At 65.0% G+C, this 21,960-nt stretch carries 12 protein-coding genes; 9 read left to right on the forward strand and 3 right to left on the reverse strand.

The window, feature by feature from the left end; translation table 11 throughout:
- Window positions 1-6: 6 nt before the first annotated feature.
- The 3 genes from QX070_RS14320 to QX070_RS14330 all read left to right on the forward strand — a co-directional run bounded on the left by QX070_RS14320 (window position 7) and on the right by QX070_RS14330 (window position 1,603).
- Entirely contained in the window at window positions 7-471 is a 465-nt protein-coding gene (locus tag QX070_RS14320) for a hypothetical protein (RefSeq protein WP_315737649.1), read from the forward strand.
- Window positions 472-675: 204 nt separating this feature from the next.
- Complete coding sequence (locus QX070_RS14325; RefSeq protein WP_315737650.1) at window positions 676-1,089, forward strand: DUF3775 domain-containing protein; 414 nt, start codon at window positions 676-678, stop codon at window positions 1,087-1,089.
- A 67-nt stretch (window positions 1,090-1,156) separates the two neighbouring features.
- Window positions 1,157-1,603, forward strand: coding sequence for a host attachment protein (locus QX070_RS14330; RefSeq protein ID WP_315737651.1), 447 nt, complete (start codon window positions 1,157-1,159; stop codon window positions 1,601-1,603).
- Window positions 1,604-1,675: 72 nt separating this feature from the next.
- On the opposite strand, the gene QX070_RS14335 is transcribed toward QX070_RS14330, so the two are convergent.
- Both QX070_RS14335 and QX070_RS14340 read right to left on the reverse strand, forming a co-directional pair.
- Window positions 1,676-1,870, reverse strand: coding sequence for a hypothetical protein (locus tag QX070_RS14335; protein WP_315737652.1), 195 nt, complete (start codon window positions 1,868-1,870; stop codon window positions 1,676-1,678).
- A 163-nt stretch (window positions 1,871-2,033) separates the two neighbouring features.
- Complete coding sequence (locus QX070_RS14340; protein ID WP_315737653.1) at window positions 2,034-2,216, reverse strand: hypothetical protein; 183 nt, start codon at window positions 2,214-2,216, stop codon at window positions 2,034-2,036.
- A gap of 472 nt (window positions 2,217-2,688) precedes the next feature.
- Between QX070_RS14340 and QX070_RS33025 the strand changes: the two genes are divergently transcribed.
- On the forward strand, window positions 2,689-2,928 hold the full coding sequence (locus tag QX070_RS33025; protein ID WP_409999165.1) for a hypothetical protein: 240 nt from the start codon (window positions 2,689-2,691) through the stop codon (window positions 2,926-2,928).
- Window positions 2,929-3,132: 204 nt separating this feature from the next.
- Here the strand turns inward: QX070_RS33025 and QX070_RS14345 are convergent, their stop codons facing one another.
- Complete coding sequence (locus tag QX070_RS14345) at window positions 3,133-4,533, reverse strand: acyltransferase (protein WP_315737736.1); 1,401 nt, start codon at window positions 4,531-4,533, stop codon at window positions 3,133-3,135.
- A 353-nt stretch (window positions 4,534-4,886) separates the two neighbouring features.
- Here QX070_RS14345 and QX070_RS14350 point away from each other — a divergent pair, with 353 nt between their 5' ends.
- The 5 genes from QX070_RS14350 to QX070_RS14370 all read left to right on the forward strand — a co-directional run bounded on the left by QX070_RS14350 (window position 4,887) and on the right by QX070_RS14370 (window position 21,861).
- Window positions 4,887-5,282 (forward strand): hypothetical protein, encoded by a 396-nt coding sequence (locus QX070_RS14350; RefSeq protein ID WP_315737654.1) that lies wholly within the window; start codon window positions 4,887-4,889, stop codon window positions 5,280-5,282.
- A 224-nt stretch (window positions 5,283-5,506) separates the two neighbouring features.
- Window positions 5,507-6,259 carry a hypothetical protein gene (locus QX070_RS14355; protein WP_315737655.1) on the forward strand — a complete coding sequence of 251 codons (753 nt, stop codon included), beginning with the start codon at window positions 5,507-5,509 and terminating at the stop codon, window positions 6,257-6,259.
- A 7-nt stretch (window positions 6,260-6,266) separates the two neighbouring features.
- Entirely contained in the window at window positions 6,267-9,890 is a 3,624-nt protein-coding gene (locus tag QX070_RS14360; RefSeq protein ID WP_315737656.1) for a hypothetical protein, read from the forward strand.
- Window positions 9,887-11,302, forward strand: coding sequence for a hypothetical protein (locus QX070_RS14365; RefSeq protein ID WP_315737657.1), 1,416 nt, complete (start codon window positions 9,887-9,889; stop codon window positions 11,300-11,302). Before QX070_RS14360 ends, QX070_RS14365 begins: the two co-directional genes overlap by 4 nt.
- A gap of 14 nt (window positions 11,303-11,316) precedes the next feature.
- Complete coding sequence (locus QX070_RS14370; protein ID WP_315737658.1) at window positions 11,317-21,861, forward strand: LysM domain-containing protein; 10,545 nt, start codon at window positions 11,317-11,319, stop codon at window positions 21,859-21,861.
- Window positions 21,862-21,960: the final 99 nt, after the last annotated feature.

Consider the following 21,960-nt stretch of genomic DNA (forward strand, 5'->3'; position numbering starts at 1 on the left):
TAAATTATGCCCATTCTCCGTTACTTTCTTTTCGTCGGTGGAACTCTGCTGGCGCTGCTCGTCCTGGCGGATGCCGTGCTTCCCAGCGTGCCATTGCCTGCAAGCCTGTCGTCTGCGTCGGATCTTCCCCCGGTGCGCATTCAGTCGACGCGAAAGTGGCCGGAGCGGATCGTGATGGACACCTCGATCGCCACGCCAACTCCGGTGAAGCTCGCGAAGGCGGAGCAGCCTCCGGCAGAACCTGCGGGAGAAGTGGCCAAGAACGGTCTCCGCGACGCCTTCGCGCAGATGAGCGCCGTCGAAGCCAACCCGCAGGTTGCGGCCGTGAAGGCCGCCGAGAAGCCTCGCGCGACGCGGATTGCCGACACGAGCAAGGCGAAGAAGCGAAAGGTCGCAAGAGCTCATCTGGGCAGACCGATGATCCTGGTCGCGCAGCAGCCGCATGTCGGCCCTTTCGCTTGGACCTGGTAGTATCGATTGCCCGCAGTCCCTGGTCGATCCAAGCAGTCCCGGTGCAATCGCGCGCCGGGGGCGGTCGAACTGACGTGGGCTGCTGCGCCGTTTTTCACGCCGCCGCGCTGCCTTGATCTTGCGCAAAGTGCGCTCCTTCCGGAACGCCTAGCGTCCCTTGCATGGGACCTGGGAGCGTTTGCCCGGGGACCCAGGAGACGCTGAATGACGACTACCACGCCCACCCTCTCGATCTCGCCGGAGAAGGTCGCCTTCGTCGTGACCAAGATCCACAAGCATGAAATGGAAGCGGCCGAACCCGAATTGCTGGCAGATTTGGCGGATGACGACGCGGCGCCCGGTACCGGTGGGCGAGGTTTGAACACGGACAGGTCGGAGCTCGTCAGCTTCATCAGGGGCCTCAATGTCGACGAACAGATCGATCTGGTCACGCTGATGTGGCTGGGCCGGGGTGACGGCTCGCTGGACAATTGGGATGAGCTTCGTGCGCAGGCCGCTCAGGCGCACAACAATCGCACCGCGACGTACCTGATCGAAACTCCGATGCTTGGCGACTATCTGGAGGAGGCTCTCTCGGAGTTCGGCCTTTCCTTGGAAGACTTCGAAGAAGGCATATAGCTGGGCGGCGTCTCCCGATGGATTCCCAGCACGTTCTTCGTTGCAATTCGGATGATGGAGTAATCTCATGGACAAGCTGAAGGTCGGAACCGGTGATTGGATCGTCGTGTGCGACGGCCGCAAGGCACTGATCCTCGAGAACGTCGGTGACAGCATGTTTCCGAACCTGCACACCAAAGAGGTCCGTGAGCAGGAGAACGACCGCACGAGCGCTCAGGGCACTGATGCGCCCGGCTCGGTGCAGCAGTCATTTGGCAATGCTCGGAGTTCGGTGGATCAGACGGATTGGCATGATCAGGCTGAGCGCGCCTTTCTCAAGCAGCTTGCTGATCGCCTGCATCAGGCTGTCCTGTCGGGCGAAACCAAAGCCGTCACGATGGTGGCGTCGCCGCGCGCGCTCGGGATCATCCGCGCCGACTATTCCGACGCGGTACGAAAGGTGCTGCATGGCGAGGTCCACAAGGATCTGGTCAAGCTTCCGGTCTACGAAATCGAGAAGCAGCTGCTCGCCTGAGGCCGGCTTTCTCAGACCAATGAGCGCCCGGAGGCCCCGTTCGCGGTTTCGACCGCGACGGGATCGACGGGATCAATGTGTGCTTTCATGCGACGGTGTCGATTCCGGCGCAGCAGGCACCAGACTTGTGTCCAGGTGCGCGGCTCCTTTTTCGACGATCTCGTAGCCGCAATCATCCAGCCAGGCGATCAGGCGATCGGCCATGGCGTAATCCCAGGTCGGGTAGGAGCGTGCGATGACCTGGCGTGGCGTGAGCTTGCGAGACATTGGTGATCCTTCCCCGATCTCATGGTGCTCGATGAGACGTCGAGCGTCTGGTCTTGTCATCTTGAACCCCAGAACGCGATGCGCGGTTCCTGTGGCGCCCGAGCGCTGCCGCTTGAGGAGCGCTGATCATTCGCAGCGCCCCGGCGAAACGGGGCTGAATTCATCAAGCGCTGACCACGTGTGGCTGCGCGTCGTCGGTCACGGGAGCCGAGGTGCGCTCCGGCTTCTTCTCCACGATCTCGTACCCACAATGATCGAGCCATGCGATCAACCGGTCGGCCATGGCATAGTCCCAGCTGGGATAGGATCTGGCAATGACTTCGCGGACTGAAAGCTTTCGTGTCATGATGTCGATCTATCGCTCCCTGCATTCGCCACGGGCTCGTCCGGCGCGCATCCGGACGATCCAAGGCTGGCCGGCAGTTCGTGCCGCCGGCTCCTGATGTTGTTCGGCTTGTCACGTTTCTGAGCGCGCGCGCCCCAACGCCTTGCTGGCTCACCACGATCAAATTGGCGTGGAGAGGTGATTTTTCCGCTTACCGCTCGCACAGGCTGCGCAATCATCGCCCAACATGGTGAAAACCTTCTCGCTACGATGGTTTCCCATTTCCGTGCACGGATATGGCGCGGTCGTGCGCGTAGTAGGGCTAGAGTGTGGTGGCGGCGCGATGTTTCGTCACAGGCTGGCGGCGACCATCTCCGACGAGATCTCAGCGCGAGCAGGCTGCGATCAACGGGGGAACGGTTTGATACGTTCATGGTTTCCGCTGGGGCGCGGTCGCAAGGGCTCGTCGCCTCGGAGTCAATGGAGCAAAGCGATGAGGCTGATGTTTTGGGTTGTGCTGCTGACTGGCCTTGCGGCAGGAGGCGGCCGGTCGGTCGCCAATGAGTCCTGCGGCCCAGGGTGCCGCGTCGCGCCCAATGGCGGCTGCGTCGTGAATGGCTGGGAGGTGGGAGCGCCGGTGTGGAACGAATGCCCTGCGGGCGCTCGGCCAAGGCCGCCATGCGGAACCGCGTTCAAATGGAGCAGACAGGCGAGGGCCTGTGTCAGTAGGTGAATATGCGATGGCTGATCATCGCCGCGGGAGGGTGCATCGGGCTGCCGGCTGCCGCGAGGGATCAGCGACTGTTCACGTTGGACGTCGCGCCCTGTCGTTAGCGGCGGCAGCTTCGTCTGGCTCCTGATTCAAGGCACGGCAAGGCTCCGGATAAGCCGCTGGTAGAGGCGCACCGCGAAGCACGGACGGCCGGTGACACGGCCCTCAGACCGGCGTCGCATGGATCACGTCGCGCGGTGCGCTGGTGCGGAAGGCTCTCCGTAACCATGTTCGCGAGGGCGCCTCGATAAGCATGTAGGTGACCCAGGCCACCGCCGTCGCAATCGCAACGAACAGACCGAGCCGCAGTGCGAGCTCGAGAGCGCCGGGAGCATCTGACTTTCCGATCATCACAAGCCGAATGAGAAAGGGATGCAGCAGATAGATCGAATAGCTGCATTCGCCACCAATGATCAGGGCTCTGGACGACAGCCAAGCGGCATGGCCGTACCGACTGGCGGCGACGAAGACGATCGAAAATCCCGAGATCTCGATGAGACGTACGGCAAGTTCGATCACGAACGACCAGCCGGGCAGACGAGGCTGCAGAAACAGCAGGACAGGCGCACAGATGAGGCTCACCAGCGCAAGCCAGAACAGGAGCCTCACGCAGCGTCGCTCCCCGTCACCGATGCTGGCATCGGCGCGGTTCTTGTAGATCATGGCGGCAAGGCAGCCGGCCAGGAACTGAGCGATGTGAAGATAGGGAGAGTAGTAGGTGAGCCACTGCATCCCGTTTTGCGTGAGGCTTGGCGCGGCGGCCCGCAACAACGCATCGCCAAAGGTGAAAGCGGCGGCGATCGTCAGCGCGAAAGTCACGATGTTCGCAAGCGCGATCCAGATGATCGTGGGCAGCCTGGCGACGCCTGCAAACAGCAGGCAGACGAACGGAAACAGCAGGTAGAAGAACAGCTCGACGCTGATGGACCAGAGGTGCTGCAGCGACGGCACGACCGCGACCAGCATGGTGCCGTTCTGCACGGGAAACCAGGCTTGCGTCATCGTGAGGATGAAGCCGAGCGAGGGCGCGGAGAGGTCTCGCGCGATCACGACGTATGCGACGACCGCGAGCACAATCACGGCGTACATCGGGTAGAGCCGGGCGAATCGCGCGATGGCAAATTCGCGAAGAGCGTTTCCGAACGGTTGCGACTGGAAGCGCGCGGCATAGTTGAGCCACAGGACGAATCCGCTCAGCACGAAGAACATCGTCATTCCGATGCTGCTGACCTGAGCGATGAGCTCCGGCAGCAGGCCTTGCGCCAACGACGGGGCGCCGTGGCCGATGGCGACCGTTGCGGCCGCGACGAAGCGTAAGCCGGTCAGCGAGCCGATGAAGCGTTGCTCGTTCACTTTGAGGGATGGTCCTGATACTTGGGAGGCGCTCCGGCTGTTGTAGAAACAGCAGGGTCCGGAGGCAACCCGACGCAGGCCGCCGGAGACGGGATTGCCGCCCGCTCGAGCGACGCTCTGGCGTTCAGGCCGGAGATGACTCTGCGCCCGATCGGTCCGGCGTCTGCCGTTTGCGGCGTCCGATGCGGCGGCGTCCCACGTTGCTGTCAACACCAACGAGCTGAAAAATAAAGAGAAATCAGCCTTGGCATCGGCGGCGTCCCATCCAAGGGACGAGGCGTTTCCCGGTGCGGCATGCGATCGGCGGGAGGGGCGGGCAACAGGCTGGTAGGTTTGAAGAAATCCGGGAAGAGCAGCTTTTGCAGCGGATCGTGCCTGTTGCGAAACCCCGCCGGGAATCTTGGCCAGCGGGAGGTTACGGCCGGGGCCTTGGTCGCACCTGCGTGGGATGCGGAGCCCCGGCCGGATTGCAAATGGACTCGCAAACCGACGGCGGCTAGTTATTTGTCACCTCCGGCTGGTCATCTTGCATGACGCTGAGCGTTTGAACGAGGACGGAAGCCGCCTTGCCCGCTGCGCCATCTCAGCTCACCGATCAAACCGTCGACACCCAGCTGACGACGAATTGCAATGCGCAGGTGGCCGCAACGTTCGACACCAACGACAGCACCTGGGTGACCTTCTTCGTCAACGGTACGATCCCGTGCTGGAGGACGCTCGTGTCGATTGGCGAGGTGAAGGTCACGCTGGCCGAGGATGTCGCTGTTGCCGGCATTGTCCTGTGCAAGGGGCTGACCGTGACCATGAACCCCATGGGTCCCTACTACACGGTCACGATGACAGGAGCGATCGTCGATTCCGGAAAGGAGAGCAGCTTTACCGGAATCGTGCTCGGCTCGTTCACCCGGTCCGCAGCGATGAAGCGTGCGATGCAAATGCTTCGGAGACAAGGCAGCCGCTGAGGGCCGGCCCGGCTTCGCGTGAAATGTAAACACCAGAATGTTATCGGGCGTGGGGGGCAGGACTGTGATCTGGCCCGATTGACCGCCCCTGCGAACTCTGTTACACGATGCAACCTCTGATAGATTTCGATCATTGGTAGTTTATTGATTTTCGACTCGCCTCAGCTGCGCTCAGCAGCTGCGCGCTGCAGGTTTCGACCTGTGTTTTACAAAAGGAGATAGTCATGTCTGATCGTGAAGGTATTCGTTTCACCGCTCCCGCCGTCGTAAAAACCCCCACGAGTCCCAACACCGATGTCGTCGCGACGCCGACGGGCGATCCCAACAACACGACGCAGCTCGTCTTCGAGTATCAGGGCCGCATTCCGGTCTGGACGCCGGTGGTTTCGCAGGCTCAACCTCAAGTCGTCTTGGGGGCCGACATCACGATCGGCGCAACGACTTGGCGCAAGGGCATCACGGTCCAGTATGCGGCGCTGGGATCGACCCAGTACACCGTGACCATCATCTCGGGCGAGATCGTGGACGATCGTGGGCTCTACTCGCTCCAGGGCGTGACGCTCGGCATCTTCCCGATCAGTTCGTCCGTCAAGTCAGCGGCGCCCGCGGCGACGCGGACCGAAGAGTATCCGCGCGCGGCCTTCACGGCGCTGCCGACGGTGAACACCCCGACCAGTCCGAACAGCAACGTGGTGACGACGCCGAGCGGCGACACCAACAACACGACCTACGTCTCGTTCCAGTATCAGGGCCGAATCCCGGTCTGGACGCCGATCGTCTCGCAGTCGCAGATCACTGCGGTCCTCGGTGCTGATATCACGATCGGGGCGACGACGTGGAAGGCGGGCATCACGGTGCAATATGCGGCGCTGGGCTCGACGCAATATACGGTGACCATCATCAAGGGCGACATCATCGACGATCGCGCCCTCTATTCACTGGCGGGCACCTTGCTCGGCATCTTCCCGATCGGGTGATACGAGCATGGACGCGTCCGCGTCAGCGCAGTTCGAGCAGGTCGACTCCTCCGCGATCTACGAGACCAGGGTTGCCGGCTCGGTTGGCTGGGCCGGCTACCTTCTCGGCGCGGGCTCGTCGCTGCCACCGTTCATCAACTACGATGACTCGCTGAAGAAGTACGGTGGCAGTTATCTGTTCGCGACACAGCGGCCCGCCGATCTCGATCGGGATCCCGGCGGGTTCGCCGAGCGTGCACGGACCTATATCAGCAAGGCGACGCGCAATCGCGCCGTCGTCTGGCTTGCCTCGGCCAATCCGGTCGTGTTTGGCGACTTCGAGCGCTATGGCGTCTCCTTCATCAATCTGCCGCCGGTCTACCAGGTCTCGGGCAACATGAACCTCTGGTTCGCCAGCAACGCCAAATTCTACATCCTCGATCAGAGCCGGATCGATATTGACGGTGGGGCGCTGCGCCTGTCGGGCTCGGCGCTGAGTTCACCTCCGTTCATCGGCTTCGCGGGCAAGGGCGACAACCCGCTCGGCATTCGGCTTGCGCCGGCCTCCAATAATCGCATCTACGCCTACGTGCCCTTCGGCGGCGCCAACACCGGCTGCGTGACCTTTGATGGGCTGCTCGATTCGAAACAGGCGTTCGTCAGCCAGGGCTTGGGGCAGGGCGTCCGCTACGTCATCAACAACAATGCGACGGCGTCGCTGCAAGCTGCGCAGTATGCAGCCATGACGGTGGCGGCGTTGCCATCGCAGCTTTCGATCGCGGGCGCTTTCGACCTCGGCGATCCGGCCAACCGCGTGATCAGCCGAGAGCAGCTCGAACAGGGCTATCTGCGTTCCGGTTTTGCCATAAAGGGGGCGCCTGCGCTGACCAGCGAATTCCGCACGACCGGCGGGCGTGTCGTGCAACTGACACCGCTCGGGGCTGGCAGCGGAGATACGGCGCCGGCGCTCGGCGCCGGGGGCTTCGCCTTTGCCACCAGTGTCGCGAGATCGGCCAAGACCGACACCGGCACTGCCTATCTGAGCCTGGCCGGCCACTATGCGCTCAGTGCCGACGGCAGCGCCGCCGGCCAGGTCGCGAAGCTGATGGGCGGACTGTTCGGATCGGAAGCGCTCAGCTTCAAGGCGTACGACGTCAGCCTGCCTGCAACACAAAACGATCGCCTCAACGCGATCCCCTCGAAACCAGGCTACGCGCCGGTGTTCCCGTTCGAGACGGCGGATCTCAACCGTCCCGCGAGCGGCGCCGTTGCGCCGCGCCTGACCGACGACCACCAGACCTCCTGGGTGACCATCGTCGCCGGCAGCGGGACCGTCGACTATCTGGCCGAGCCCGAAGGCAGCGCGATCTACGGTGCGGCCGCGGCCGGCGCCGCGAATGCGGAGATACTCCAATCCGCGCCGCCGTTCATGCCGCTCGCCCAGGGCAGCGACAAGACGTTCCCGCTGGCGCCTTATGGTGCTGCTGCGAGCAGCGGCCTCGATGGCGCGACGCTCGTCCAGTTCGAGAGCCAGATCGTGGCCGCAACCCGCAAGTCGCTGATCTCGGGCTATGGCAGCAAGACGTGGTCGGCGCGGGTGCAGGCGGCGCGAGCTCATGCGTTGCACGGCACGCTGGCGGATGGCCCCAGCACCGATGGGACGACGCCTCAGGGCTTCATCATCGAGCGCGATCCGGCGACGGGGGCCTATCTGAAGGTCAGCATGGCGCAATCGCTCGACCGCGACGGCAATACCCTGCCATTCGCGCTATCTGCTCCAACCCAGGCGATGCAGGACGCCTTGCAGACCAACCAGCTCTTTCTGGTCGCCGTCAATCCGGAGCCGTTCGGCACCGGCGCCCAGTTCGCCAACACCGTCAACATTGCGGGCTGGACCATGACCGCGGCGGTCGGCGCCGGCGCGTCGGCGACCGCCTACCGCAACGTGATGATCATGAAGTTCTGCTCCGGCTCGTTGCTGGAGCGGGTCACGAATGCCAATCGTTGGACGTCCGCGGAGCAGTTCTCGCTGTTGCCCGGCACACCGCCGGTCACCGCCGCGCTGTCCTACACCGGCCTGTCGCAATGGCTGCAGGACTACATTGCGGACGCTATCGCACGCTCGAAGGGAGCGTCGGGCCCATTCTATGAGAATTTCGCGCGCATTGCCCAGGACCCGAACTGGACCGGCGTCATCGTGCTCGCGGCCGATCTCGGCCAGCGCGACATGCCGCCGGAGATTGCGGGTCTTGCCGCCGGCATCGACTTCACGCGCTTTAATGCCCATCATTTCGGCTTCACTGTCAGTCGCGTCACGGTCGACGGCCGGAGCGGCCGGATCACGATGCCCTCGGGCAGCTCGAGCCTGTTCGGCCTGATCGACTACGAAGATCCGCGCTATGCGGCGAACGTCTCGAGCGGCGTTGCGCCCGACGTGCCCGTGGCGGTGCAGATGAGCGGCGAGTTCGACTTCACCGTGCTGCAGCTGCAGTCGCTGTTCGAGAACGCCAGGCTGACGCGGTTCGACAGCCACGTCCAGCTCTCGGTCGCCGCGCTGTTCGGCGCGCCGGTGTCGCGGCTGTACTCGCGCGGCAAGCCACAGCCCTTCACGGGAATCGTGCTCAAGGGCAGCTATGTCGATCAGGGCGGCCGCGGCGCCTATGTCTTCGAGCAGAACACGACCAACGTGCTGACCAGCCCGTCGAACGTGCTGCCTGCCGTCGCCTTCGACCGCGTGCAGTTCAACACGATCGGCACCCAGGACCAGGGCGCCACGGTGGCGAGCAACTTCCTCGTCTGGGGGCGGCTCGATTTCACGGCGCTTCAGAGCACCGCCGAAGAGACGCTCGACCTGTTGTCGTTCGGCAGTCCGCCGGACACGCCAGAGGCGGCGCTCGGCGTCGGCCTCGCCTTCTCCGGTCTCGCCGTCGGAATGACCTATCCGCAGGCGACGCCTGGCGCCAAGCGGTTCGAGGTCGCGACCGGCAACCTGGCCTGGAATCTCAACGGCTCGACGATGCGCGACACCAGCCTGTTCCGCGGCTTCGCGCTGCAGCTGAAGAGCTTCGTCAACGCGACCGGCGATCAGAAGCCGTCCGATCTCGGCTTCCTGCCGGTGACGTCGCAGCTCAACCTGACCGAACTCGAGGGGCCCTGGTTCGGCGTCGTCTATGACATCACGCTGGGCGGTCCGGGGGCGCTCGCCTCGGGCGTCGGCTTCCAGTCGCAGCTGCTCGCGGCATGGTCACCGATCACCACCGGCTCGGATGCGCAGCATGCGGTCTTCATCGGCATGAGCCTGCCGGGCGCGGCGCCCGGCGCCAGCCTGTTCAGCATCCAGGGCGTCATCAAGGTTGCGGTCGGTGCGATCTCGATCCTGCGCCAGCCGGTCCCGACCGCATCGGGACGCAAGCTGTCTGATGACGGTCCGAAGTGGTTCTACTGCCTGCGGATCGACGATATCGCCATCAAGATCTTCGGCATCGCCAAGCTGCCGCCGTCCGCCAACATCCAGTTCTTCCTGTTCGGCGATCCCGACAACACCGGCAGCCTCGGCTGGTACGCGGCCTATGTCGCCGACGACAATCCGGGCTGCGAGCAGTCGCTCGCATTCGCCACACGCAAGCCCGAGCTGCAGGAGCCGTCATCATGACGCGGATCCTGTTCTGGAATATCGAGAGCTTCTCGGTCAACAAGATCTTTTCCGCGTCGATCAAGCGGCAGCGCGGCCATGGCGGCCTCAACGACATGCAGAGCGCGATCCAGCGCCGCGCGGTGATCAATGCCGTGCTGACGGCCACGCAGCCGGACATCATCGTCATCATCGAGGTGAGCTCCGGCGACAATGCGCCCAACGCGCTGGCGAGCCAGACCGGCGGCATCAATGCACTCGCCATGGTGCAGTTCGGGCTCAACAACCCCGCCACGATGGTGGCAGGCGGCTGGAACGCCGTGCCGCCGCTCTACACCGGGACCGGCGGGCGCGCCGAAACGGTCGGCATTCTCTATCGCCGCACCGACACTGCAGGCAACCTCCGTCGCTATTTCACCGGGCCCAACATCTGGACCGGCGGTCATGGCGGCCTGTCGGTGCCGCCGGGCGGCGGCGCCGCCGCGCCGTACAATGGCATGGTGGTGCCTATCGGTGCCGTGAACGTCAACGGAATGCTGGTGCCGCCGGGGCTTGGCGGCGTGCGCCAGATTCCTGCGGGCGCCCAGCACAATGGCGGCCTCAATGAGGACGTCGTCGCCGCGCGCATCGCCTTCACGACCACGCTCGGTGCGCCCGTTGCCTTTGGCGGATTGCGCGAGCCGTTCATGGCAACGTTCACCGAGACCGATAATCTCGGCGTAGTGCAGCGAGACCTCACCATCTTCGGCATCCATTCCCCGCCGAACAATCCCGCGGCGGCGAACTACATCACCACGCTGTCGACGATCAACGATATCGTCGGCGCCCTGGGAGTGAATGAGACGCGGGTGATCGGCGGCGATTTCAACGTCAATCTGTTCGCCGTCAACGGCACGGCCTCGGGCCTCTATAATCCGCTCACCGGGGGGCCCGGTGCCTACACGCTGCTCGTCAGTCCGACGGCGGTGGGAGTTCCTGTCAATCTCGACCAGTATAAGGGCTATTTCTCCACCCATATCCGCGGCAAGGACAAGACGGCGGCCTCCAAATTCCTCTGGTCCAACGGCGGCGGCCCGGGGCAGAGCTTTTATCCCGGCTACGGCTATGTCGGCTCCAACTTCGTCGCTGCGCCGTTCTACTCGATCGACAACATCCTGGTCTGGCCGCACAACGGCATGCACAACTATCAGACCACGATCATGAACACGGTGACCGGCACGCCGATGAACGCGGTCATGGCGCCGCCGGACAATCCTCCCCCGGGCGCGGTTGCGCTGGCCCACCAGTTCACCGCGGCGCCGATGGGGTGGCCGGGCGCGCCGACGGCGGCGAACTATCCCGGGATCGGCGGCGCCGGAAATCTGACCGGCTGGAGCAATTACGGGCGCGTTCGCAACACCAGCGATCACTTCGGCATCTCTGCCGACATCTGAGGGAGCGCCGGCTCATGAGCGCTATCGACAATCTTCGCGCCGCTGTCGAGGCCGCCGCCGGCGACACCGCCTTCGCGCTCGATGCAGCGTTCCTGACGGCAGGCCTCGCCGATCCCGCCGTGAAGGTTCCCGCCGACTACGACACTTGGCTGAGCCAGGCCTTTTTCCTCAAGGCCGCGGCCGACTTCAAGGTGACGGTGGCAAAATCCGACGTCGGCCCGGTCGAGGGGACGGCGTTCACGGTGCAGTCGGCGACGATCCCCTTCATCGGCGCCGCGACCCCGCTGGCCGCGAAGGCCACGCTCGTGTTCACCGTGGACGGCGACCAACTGATCGTGCAGGCCGAGGCGACGCCGTCGAACTGGACCTGGACCAGCAGCTTCGCCTTCATGGGGGGCTTCCCGTTCAATCAGTTCGGCACGCTGAAGAACGTCAGCTTCGTGTTCTCGACGGCGACCGGCACCTACCCGTATGGTGACTCCGCAGGGCGTGCCGTGAGCGGCGGCGCGGTGCAGAATTTCGTTGCCAAGGTCGCTCTGCCGGATGTCGCCAAGCCGTTCCTGCTGCTGTTTCCTGGCCTCACCGCGCCGGCCGGCGATCTGCTGCTGAGCGGCGCGCTCAACATGGGCATCTTCAACGGCGAGACCGTGCTGTTCCCGCCGGGGCAGTTGCGGGCCGCGATTCAGGACGGCACATTCAAGCTCGCGTCGCAGTTCACGGTCAAGGATCCGAGCCTGGCTCTGACCATTCCCGCGCCCGATGGCGCGAACGAGGTCGATGGCGTGCTGGTGCTGGCCGATCCCGCCGATCCGGATGCCGGCGATCAGGCGCCGACGCTCGCGATCTCCTCGCAGTTCGACGTCGGTAGCACCGGCTCCTATCAGCTCGACGTCGAGATCACGCCCGGCGCGGACACCAGCTATTCGGTGGCGCTCGCGGTCGTCGAAGGCGGCGCGCCGCTGACGCCGGCCACGGTGATCGAGGTGATGGGCGGCAATGGCGGCTATCTCGCCGCGACTCCGGACGTGCTGCAGCAGTTCCTCGCCTTCGTCGGTCTCAACGGCTTCTCGATCGCCGGCACGCTCGGCCGCTCGCCGACGATCACGGCGGTCTCGATCGAGATCGGCAGCTCGAAGGATACGAGCTGGCAGGTCCTGCCGCCGACCGGCGTCCTCGACTTCAAGATCACGAGCTTCGCGCTGCAATGGTCGATGGCCTATCCGTTCGACGGCACGAAGCGGCAGCAGACCTACGACTTCACGACCGAGTTCGTACTGGCGCCCAGCGTCTTCAAGGGGCCGGACGGCGAGGGCGACGGCGTGTTCACCGTCCAGTTCACCTCCGCGAAGCAGTTCTTCGCGTCCTTCGCCGGGACCGCGAAGCTGAGCGACTTCCTGACGGCCCTGTCCGGCGGTGCCGTCGTGCTCGACGTCGAGAATGTCGGCGATTTCGAACTTGGCGACATCGCGGTCGCGGTCGATTACGGCGCGCAGAGCTTTCAGTTCGATGCTGGCTTCAGCCTGACGCTCAATCTGCTCAAGATCAACAACCAGCCGATCCTTGCCGTGCGGGAGGGAACGGTCTCAATCGCGGCGCAGACTCCGACGCAGACGCCAGACGGGGGCAATGCGACGACGCTGTTGCGCGCGGCGCCGCTGCCGATGCTCCGGACCTCGCGAGTGGTCGCGCTGCAGACCGCCTCGCAGACGCAATGGAAGTCGAGCGTCGGAGGCTTCCTCGATGTCGGGCCGTTGCACACCAAGGTCAGCGTGACCTATGACGGGTTCGAAACGCCGAAGCGGTGGGACCTCGCCGCCTCGCTGGAGGAGCCGCTCGAGGTCTCGGAACTGATCAACCAGTTCTTTTCGCCCGGCAGCGCCTATGGATTCCCCAGCTTCCTGCCCGGAGATCTCATAATCTCCGAATTTGCGATCACCGCGACCATTCCGGCCGAGCAGGGCGAGCTGAAGACGAGCTACGACATCACCGTCGGTTTCAGCTGGACGTTCACCTTCGGCGATCAGACCGTCGGCATCGATCCGGCGCGGCTCGGCGTCAGCTATGACGGCCAGAAGCCGGCCCAGCAACAGTTCTCCGGCTTCGCGCAGGGAACCTGGGTCTATTCGGCGATCAACCTCAAGCTCACGATGGGCTATGAGTTCAAGACGACGGAGGCGGGCTCCAACAACATCCTGTTCGTCGAGTGGGAAGGATTCCGCGCGGATTGGGAGAGCGGCAAGGAGCTGGTCACCTTCAGCCTCAAGGGCTGGAGCATCGGGTCGCTGGTGCAGGCGCTGGTGCGTACGCTCGGCAATCCCTACTTCACGCTGGATTCGCCATGGGACCTGCTCAACCAGATTTCGCTCGATGCGCTCCGTGTCAACGTCTCGCTCAAGAGCGGCGAGAGCTTCTCGCAACGCCTTTCGGCCAGCTACGAGCTGTCGAGCCCGATCAATCTCGGCTTCATCAGCATCACGGCGCTGACCTTCCGCCGCGGCACCGACGGCAAGGTGACCCTCGCCATCGAGGGCTCGAGCCCGCTCGTCGCCGATGATCCGGCATTCAAGAATCTGCTCGATCCCGCCAAGGGGCAGGACGTGCAGAACCTGCCGTCGGTGCCCGGCCGGGGCGAGGAATGGTTCAAGCTGTTCCTGCTGGTGCTCGGGCAGCGCATCGGAATCACCGGCCATTCCAGCTTCAACAGCACCAAGGAGGTGATCTGCGCGCTGCAGTCCGTCCCAAGCACTACGGGCAAGATGAATCCGGTGGATCCCAATGCGGACGAGGGCGGCGCGCCGGGGCTGCCCTATTACGACCAGTCGAACAACTGGCTCATTGCCGGGCATCTCGGCCTGATGAAAGTGGCCGGCGCCTGGTCGATCGATGCCATGCTGGTGTTCAACGACCCCAATCTCTACGGCCTGCGGCTGGCGCTTGCCGGCGAGAAGATGGGCGGGCTCGCCAATCTCGTCGTCGACATCCTCTACAAGAAGATCACCGACGACATCGGCGTCTACCAGATCGATTTCACCTTCCCGGACATCATCCGCAACCTCAATTTCGGCGCGGTGTCGATCACGCTGCCGCAGCTCGGGATCAAAGTCTACACCAACGGCGATTTCTTCATCGACATCGGCTTCCCGTACAATCTCGATTTCCGCCGCTCCTTCTCGATCTCGGTGATCGTGTACGGCGTGCCGGTGCTGGGCGCCGGTGGCTTCTACATCGGCAAGCTCTCCAATGCGACATCGACCAAGATCCCGAAGACCAACCTCGGCACTTTCGATCCCGTCATCGAGTTCGGCATCGGACTGCAGCTCGGCCTGGGCTACAATTTCGAGAAGGGGCCTCTGAAGGCGGGCTTCGCGCTCACGGTGTTCGGCATCGTCGAAGGCGTCGTGGCGCCGTGGCATCCCTACAATCCCGCGCGCACGCTGGCATCGCGCGCCAGCAGCGGTGCGCTGCAGAGCGACTATTATTTCAAGCTGTCGGGAACGGTCGGCATCATCGGCCTGCTGTACGGCAGCGTCGATTTCGCGATCATTTCGGCCTCGGTCAACGTCAAGATTGTGCTGTCGATCCAGCTCACCTATGAGAGCTATCGCGAGATTCCAGTGATCGCCAGCGCGAGCGTGACGATCAGCCTCAAGGTCAAGATCAACCTCGGCCTGTTCTCGATTTCGATCAGCCTGTCGTTCTCGGCTCAAGTCTCCGCGACCTTCGTGATCGGACAGACCAGTACGGCGCCGTGGGAGGTCCAGGGGGCGCGCGCGGATGCCTTGCTGATGCAGCGAGCCCATGCACGCGGACCGGACGCGGCCATGCGGCTGGCGCGCAGCCTGAAGCCGCGGCCGAAGCGGCTGGCGCCGGCCGCCGCTCATCGCATGGGACTTGCCGCCACCGCCGGCGACAAGCCGAGACTGTCGCTGATGGCGGGCGCGCAGTACACCGTGCTTGCTCCGGAGGCAGCCACCGACGCAGCCTCGAACCAGGGGGCATTTGTGCTCCTGCTCGCAATGGACGCGCCGGATGCCGCGGCGAGCGCGCCGTCCGCCACCAAGACGTCCTTCGACGTGCTGGCCGAGGTCTACTTCCCCTGGATCATCGACGCACTGGGGAACGAGAGCGGGGATGCGGCCGAGCTCGGCGAGACGCTGGCCATGTCGGTGACGCTCACCCAGCTCGAGGCCTATGTCGCGCGTCTCGCCGACACGGCCGATCCGTTCCTGTCGATCAAGGGCCTGCTGCAGTTCCTGGCCGACGGATTCACGCTCGACATCTTCAATCCGGCGACGGCGCAATCGTCGGGGCTGAAGACCAAGCTCGATGCCGGTTCGGTGCTGTTTCCGGTGTTCGACGGATTGAAGCTGCAGGTCCCCGGCATGTCGGGTGGCCAGACGTCCCCGATCGCGTTCGAGACCTACACCACGGCCACGTCCGGCTACGCGACCACGGTCAGCAAGATATTCGCGCAGGTCGCCGCGAACATCGAGGCCCAGAACAAGGAAACGCGCCGGCTTGCCGCGGAGACCGATACGAGCTCGGCGGAGTCGATGGCGGCCCTGGTGTTCGTCGACACCTTCACGCTGATCGCGCGCCAACTGCTCCAGGCCGCGGCCGACGCGCTGCAGAGCTATGCCTATCCGCTGACCCCGACGAGCAACGTCGGTGGTATCCTGGATGAGCTGAACGGGATCGCCGGCAATGCCTTGACGATTGCCGATATCGTGCAGCCCAACGTCGATCATGCCTTGGGGGCCGGGCTGTCGCTGCATGTCGACGGCCTCGAATATGTGGTGCAGAGCGGGGACACGCTGCAAGGCATCGCTGGCCGCTATTCCGATGCGGCGTCGCCTCCGCGCTGGACCACGACGCCAGACCGCCTGATCGTGGCCAACCGGTCCCGCCACATGCTGCAGGGCGGCGTCGTCCTGCTGCTCATCAACAGCCAGGGTCAGGAGCAGATCTATGTGACGCGGCAGGGCGACAGTTTCGACGACGTCGCGCTGCAACTCGGCGCGATCTCGATCGACGCGCTCGCTGCACAGAGCGTGCTCTACGGCGTCGCCGGTCTGCTGCAGCCGACCTTGCCGCTCGCGATCTGGCCGATCGCCTACAAGACCGCAGGGACATCCGGCCCGTCATCCGATACGCTGGCGACGGTGGCGAGCCTCTTCCAGACCACCGCCGTTGCGGTTGCGGACGCCAATCGCGGCGTCGCCGGCCTGTTCTCCGTGCAGGCGGAGCGCGGCCTGCTCACGGTCGCCAATCTTCAGGCTCTGTCGGTTGGCGCGCTGTGGTCGGCCATCGCGGCCACGGGTCAGGTCGGGCAGACCGCCGGCATGGTCTCGCGCTTCCTGGTCTATGGGTTGCGGCTGCCGGTCCAGGACGGATTGACGCTGTCCAATGCGTTCCTCTATCCGAGGACGCAGTCGGCCTATGGAGTCTATCAGCTCACCGGCCAGCAGTTTCCGACACCCAGTTCTGCCACGAGCTACAAGGTCGGCTTCGCACGCGAGACTCAGAGCCACGGCGTCCCGCTCGATTTCATCTTGCTGAACGACGGCACCGACCTCAGCATGGAGGTTGATCTGAGCCAGGCCTATGCGGCGCTCGATGTGGTCGTCAGCTGGGCCAGGGGGCCGGGCAATTTCGTCCCGAGCCCGACATTCGCGGCGCTGCCGCTCGCCGAGCGCCAGCCGCGGCCGTTTACCGCCAGCGGCTACGCCCGCTGGTCGAGCGGCTCCGTCGCGAGCCTGTTGGCCCTGACGAACCGCAGCGGCGTGGCCGCGGCGGCCGATGCCGGCGCGCAGGTGCAGCCGACGCTGTGGAGCCTGCCGCCGGCGCAGACCAATCTGGTCGCCACGCGGGAGCAGTCGATCCGCGCCGTCATGCCGGATCTTCGTTCGACCTACGCGCTGCTGCCGAAATTCCAGCCGCAGACCGGCCGCAGCAATCCTGCTACGGGACGCACCGACTATGCCGACATCGCACGTTGGGCCTGGTGCACGCGGCTCGACGTTCAGATCAAGCGTCTGCCCGACGCGGCGGCGCTGGCCGCGCAGGGCGTGGGCGCAGGCGATCTGCCGAGCGGTCCGGCGTCCGCGCCGTCGCTGCCGTTCGTCTATGAGTTGGTTGGCCCCAGCTCGGAGGATGCGGTGCGACTGCAGCGCATCCTGACCGCCATGGACGCCCTGGGCGAAGGCATCGCCTCCGCCGTCTTCCTGCTCTACAACCAGTCTGGACCCGGCGCGCCGATGCTGGTGACGCCTGCGGATGCCAACTTCCTCGCCTTCATCACCCAGACCAACCTCTCGACCGAGACCAATCCGGCGGCGGCGCTCCGGCTGACGCTGGCTACCGAGGACGCTCCGCCGCGCGGCATTGCCAACTCCCCGGCGCAGTTCATCCGCCTGATGTGGGAGCTCAGCACGGTCCGCAGCGGCGGCTACTATCTCTATTACGAGAACGTCGAAAGCGGCGAGGGCTTGCCGGCCGCCGTCTTCGATTCCTCCGGCTCGGGCGTAGTGACGGTGGTCGTGACGTTCGCTACGAAAGGCAGCGAGTCGTTCGGCACCACGCTTCCCGATTTCGTCAACGCCTTCGTGACAACCGACGCCGTCGATCCGCAGAGCGATCTGGTACAGACGGTGTCGCTCGCCTCGACAGGCCAGACGGCGCCGGTTGCGGCGGGGGCATCGCTCGATGCGCTCGCGGCGACCTACGGCCCTGGGCCCGGGCGGATCGCCGAGGTCAACGCGACCAAGCCGCTCGCCGCGGGCGCGCTGGTGCCGATCGTGGGCGCGGTGCGCCAACTGACCGACGCGGATCTGGTCCGCGGTGCCGGCGGGTCCATCGACGCGCAGGCCACCCTCGACAAGCTCGCCAGGCTGTTCTCTGCCGGCGCCATCCACTCCATCAGCGGCCAGGACATCGCCGCGTTCAATCCGCAAGTCGCTGTTGCGCTCGCGGCCGTCTTCTACATCCCGCCGCTGACCTATCAGGTCAGTTCCTCCGCCGCGCCCGGGATGAGCTTTGCCAGCATGGCCGCCTATTACGGGTTGGATGTCGACCTGATCGCCCGTGGCGCCAGCGCAGCGCCCGGACTGTTCCCGGTCAATGCCGTGCTCGATCTCGACCCGCAGCTGTTCTCGCTGCGCGACCAGCTGCCGCCGCAGAACATCGGGTTCTCGTTGACGCGCGACAATCTCGGCCTGCCGCCGGACGATCCAGCGGCGCCGGACTTTGCCAAGAAGACAATGTATCAGCTCTACACCTCGCTGGCCGCGGGGCTCGCGGGCAACGTCTTCTACAAGGCTACTCCGCTGGGCATGCCGTTCGGTCCTCAGGACCATGACGACGATCAGTCCGGCGCGTTCGAGAGCCATGCGCGCTCGGCGCGGACGCGCGGCAACCGGTTGGCGCAGGTTGCCCTCGCCGATTTCGACTATCGCCAATCGATCGGCATCGGCGCGCAGTTCGCGCTGGTCAACGCCGCGCCGGACCCGTCTGATCCGGATCTGCCGCCGAAGGCAGCCAACCCCTATCTCGGCGTCGGCACCATGGCGCAGGTCGCGCTGCAATGGCGCGACATCTTCGGCAACACCACGGTGACGCCGTTCGAGGCACCGCCGCAAGGGTACCGCGGCGCGCTCAACGGCGCGGCGGTGCCGATGCTGTATCGCGACGAGCTGATCGGGCTGGGGTCCTGGATCAATACCAACGCCAGCTACAGCTATGACGGCACGGCCGGTGCCGCGTTCAAGCTCGCTCTTTCCCTCAACGCCGCCGCCTATGCTGGGCCGGACGGCGCGGCCCGGGCCGCCGACGATCTCTCGCTCTACACCCGGATCTATTATCAGCTGCATCAGGACTATTCGGCCGATGTCGCCGTGCATGTGCCGGGCGTCTCCGGCAACGCGGTGGCAATGCGGCTATCGAATTCGCTGATGGCCAAGCCCGATGTGGACCTCAGCGACCCGCAGGCGGACATCATTCGCGGCTATGTGCGCGCCTGCGTGCTGTATCTGAAGCTCGTGACGCGCGGCCAGGTGCCCGCAGCCCCGGCTGTGACCCTGTCGCTTCCGGTCGACGTCAATGCGATCGCCGCCGGCAACATCCTCGAGCTGGATGTAACACTCGCGTTCAGCCGCAATCCGCTGCTGGTCGATCCGGCGGTGGCGGCGTTGCAGGGCGGCAGCGGCGTGGCCGCGGCGATCCTGCCGCGTGCCGATGGCGACGGCAATGTGTCCTATACGGTCTTCAGCAAAGCGGTCGAGGCCGTGTTCGCCACTGCCGACTGGTATCTCAAGGTCGGGCAGGGGCTGTCCCGCGACGGCGAGGATGCGGCCGACGGCGCTCAGCAGCTCTGGGCGGTGCGCTTCGGCAAGGCGGCAGGGCAGGGCATCCATTTCAAGCTGGGCACGTCAGCGAGCTATTTCGCGCCGAAGCCGATCGCCAAGGCGCTGGCCAGCGGCGATGCGACGATCACGCGCTATGACAGCGGCGACACCGACACGCTGCATCTCGACGGCGTCGACCTGAACCAGTGGTTCCAGAGCGCGCTGGATGCAATCGATCAGTTCCTGTCGGCTGACTACGCGCCGCACGCCTTCATCCTCGACCGGATTGACGGCGTGACCGATCCGCTCAAGGACGGTTCGCTGGGAAGCGTGCTGTCGGCCAAGGAATCCCTGGCCGATACGATCGGCCTGAAGACGCTGCCGGTGCTGTCGACCAGCGCGGGCGATCCTTCAACCGGATTCGCCGCCAGCGAGAAGCTGCGCCAGCAGCTGCTCAATCAGCTCGGCGCAGCCTATCGCGCCGGTGCGGCCGTCGTGTTCGGATTGACCGAGGTGACCGGCGGAGGTGACAGCAACCCGGCCGGTCCGCCGAACCTCTACGGTCAGCCGGGCGGCAGCATCAAGGGCGTCGCGGACAATCAGAATTTCACGCTCACCCCGACGCGCATTCCGCTCGGCGAGGTGTACGATTCCGCCAGCAAGACCTGGTACGATCCGCGGCTGGCCTTCGTGTTCGCCACCAAGAATGTCGTCGACCAGGCCTATGTGCCGCTCGAGCTCACGCTCTCGCTCACCCATCTCGAGTTCGAGCGGCGGACTGTCCCCGGTATCGACGGCTATGTCGATTCGCGATGGCTCGCCTTCGTCAATGGGCCGTTCAGCTATCCGCTGGGCACGCAGGTCACCAACATTCCGGTGGTCAACCGCGATCTGCCGACGCCGCCGACGGTCTCCGCGCAGCAGGCGCGGCAGCTCACCGGCGAGGGCACGACCGATCCATCGAAGCTGAACGCCTGGGGTTATTCGTTCGACTATCTCTATCAGCAGGCGGCAGCCGACGCAGTGTCCTGCACGATGGAGTTCAACCGGCCGACCGAGCCGACGCTGCGCGGCTCGGCCAAGTTGAGCGGCGAGCCCGACCTGTTCACCGCGCTCGCGCAATTCGTCACCAACTATCCGGCGATCCTGCGCGACCTCAACCAGTATCTGGTCGGCATCGATGGCGCCGAGCCGGATCCGGCGACGCTGGCCGCCGCGCGCAAGGCGACCGCTGCCTTTGCCCTTGAGACCAGGCAGATCGCGGATGCCTATGCGCGGGAGACGGTCGGGCCTGCAAGGCTGGCGGTCGCACCGGCGCATGTGATCGTGAAGTTTATGTCGACGCTCGACAGCACCAGCGACGGGCACGCGCGCACCAATCTCGTCAACATCACCATCGATGGCGTGGCGGCGAGCTGGAATGCGGCGGCCAATACGATCTCGAACGGCACCACCACGCTTCCGGCGCCCGTGATCGCAATCATCGCGCCCGAGCTCTATACGGCCCAAGCCGTGCCTCCGGCGGAACTCCCCCCTGGTGTAGAGATCGCCTACGTCTATACGCGTCAGGTCGACGGCAAGACGGTCTATCTCCGCGAAGCGGAGGCGCGCGGGCTGCCGGCGCGGACGGTGTCGATCGCTCCGCTCGATGTGCTGCTGTACCAGAGCGGCTGGGCGTCGGTGTTCGTGCAGCGCAATCTCGCGCTGTTCCCGCTGGCAGATCTCAAGACCACCAGCACCAATCCGGCATTCCTGTTCCAGACGCCCGAGGTCCGTTTCGCGTCCACGGTGGTCCCGCAGCTGAACTACACGGCGTTCTCGCTCGACGCAATGTCGGGCGCCTCCGGCGACCTCGACGCGCGCCTGACCAAGTTCTTCGCGGGACTCTATGCTGACGGCAATGGCAGCACCAGCGACGAGGTCGCGATGCAGGGCATGTACAGCTACGAGGTCGTAGCCGGCCAGCCGGCGATCCCGCGCGTACGGCTGCCGATCAACCTGCTGACGCCGACCCCGTCAGCGGTCGATCCGGGCGTGAAGCCGCCCTTCGTGGCCCCGTTCGCGCAGATGATCGATACGTGGCGGGCGACGACCAAGCCAACGACGTCGGGCCATGCCCGCGTCGAGATCGAGCTGAAGGTCTTCGGTGGCGTCGGCGATGCGACGCAGCCGTTGATCCAGGTCGGCCGGCTCACTCACGACGTCGCGAGCGCCTGAAGGCGGTACCGGCATCGAAACTGCGGCCGTCGCCGGAGATCATCTGGACATGCCGCCCGCAGCGTCGGGTGGTACGGGCTCAAGGGTCGAGTGCTGGGT

Source organism: Bradyrhizobium sp. SZCCHNR1093, assembly GCF_032381175.1.
In the GTDB taxonomy this organism is placed as follows: Bacteria; Pseudomonadota; Alphaproteobacteria; order Rhizobiales; family Xanthobacteraceae; genus Bradyrhizobium.

Bases quoted from the DNA above. Each gene is read 5' to 3' on its own strand.
- QX070_RS14370 (WP_315737658.1), top strand. From the start codon at position 11,317: ATGAGCGCTATCGACAATCTTCGCGCCGCTGTCGAGGCCGCCGCCGGC.
- QX070_RS33025 (WP_409999165.1), top strand. From the start codon at position 2,689: ATGAGGCTGATGTTTTGGGTTGTGCTGCTGACTGGCCTTGCGGCAGGA.
- QX070_RS14355 (WP_315737655.1), top strand. From the start codon at position 5,507: ATGTCTGATCGTGAAGGTATTCGTTTCACCGCTCCCGCCGTCGTAAAA.
- QX070_RS14320 (WP_315737649.1), top strand. From the start codon at position 7: ATGCCCATTCTCCGTTACTTTCTTTTCGTCGGTGGAACTCTGCTGGCG.
- QX070_RS14365 (WP_315737657.1), top strand. From the start codon at position 9,887: ATGACGCGGATCCTGTTCTGGAATATCGAGAGCTTCTCGGTCAACAAG.
- QX070_RS14360 (WP_315737656.1), top strand. From the start codon at position 6,267: ATGGACGCGTCCGCGTCAGCGCAGTTCGAGCAGGTCGACTCCTCCGCG.
- QX070_RS14340 (WP_315737653.1), bottom strand. From the start codon at position 2,216: ATGACACGAAAGCTTTCAGTCCGCGAAGTCATTGCCAGATCCTATCCC.
- QX070_RS14325 (WP_315737650.1), top strand. From the start codon at position 676: ATGACGACTACCACGCCCACCCTCTCGATCTCGCCGGAGAAGGTCGCC.
- QX070_RS14330 (WP_315737651.1), top strand. From the start codon at position 1,157: ATGGACAAGCTGAAGGTCGGAACCGGTGATTGGATCGTCGTGTGCGAC.
- QX070_RS14335 (WP_315737652.1), bottom strand. From the start codon at position 1,870: ATGTCTCGCAAGCTCACGCCACGCCAGGTCATCGCACGCTCCTACCCG.